Below are 574 nucleotides of genomic sequence, written 5' to 3' on the forward strand. Positions count from 1 at the left end.
ATGACGGCGCGACAACGCTGGCGTCGTCGACGCGTGGGGTTTACCTGATCGACGGCAGCACGGAAGTGACGTGGAGAGGGGACCAGATCGGCCCTGACAGCCTGCCCGGCTGGAGCGCGATTCAGGTTGAAAGCAACGGTCCGGGTTACCTGCTCCTGCTGCAGCATGAAGATGGCCGCTATGCGGAGTGGACGCTTGACGATCAAGGCGTGCGTGTGAGCGGCCAGCCGATCACCAACGTCATTGATGTCGAGGTGTTCTATGGTGCTGATCTGAACAATGATGGCACGATTGGTCATTTCACGACGACCGTTGAAAATGACGGCGCGACAACGCTGGCCTCGTCGACGCGTGGGGTTTACCTGATCGACGGCAGCACGGAAGTGACATGGAGAGGGGACCAGATCGGCCCTGACAGCCTGCCCGGCTGGAGCGCGATTCAGGTTGAAAGCAACGGTCCGGGTTACCTGCTCCTGCTGCAGCATGAAGATGGCCGCTATGCGGAGTGGACGCTTGACGATCAAGGCGTGCGTGTGAGCGGCCAGCCGATCACCAACGTCATTGATGTCGAGGT

1 protein-coding gene is annotated in these 574 nt (G+C 60.5%); it reads left to right on the top strand.

The features are described from left to right. Positions 1–574, top strand: a 574-nt coding sequence (locus ACR0KX_RS21080) for a hypothetical protein (RefSeq protein ID WP_480708773.1), incomplete at both ends; no start/stop codon positions are given.

The sequence above is a fragment of the Ruegeria sp. BG5 genome (assembly GCF_056538425.1).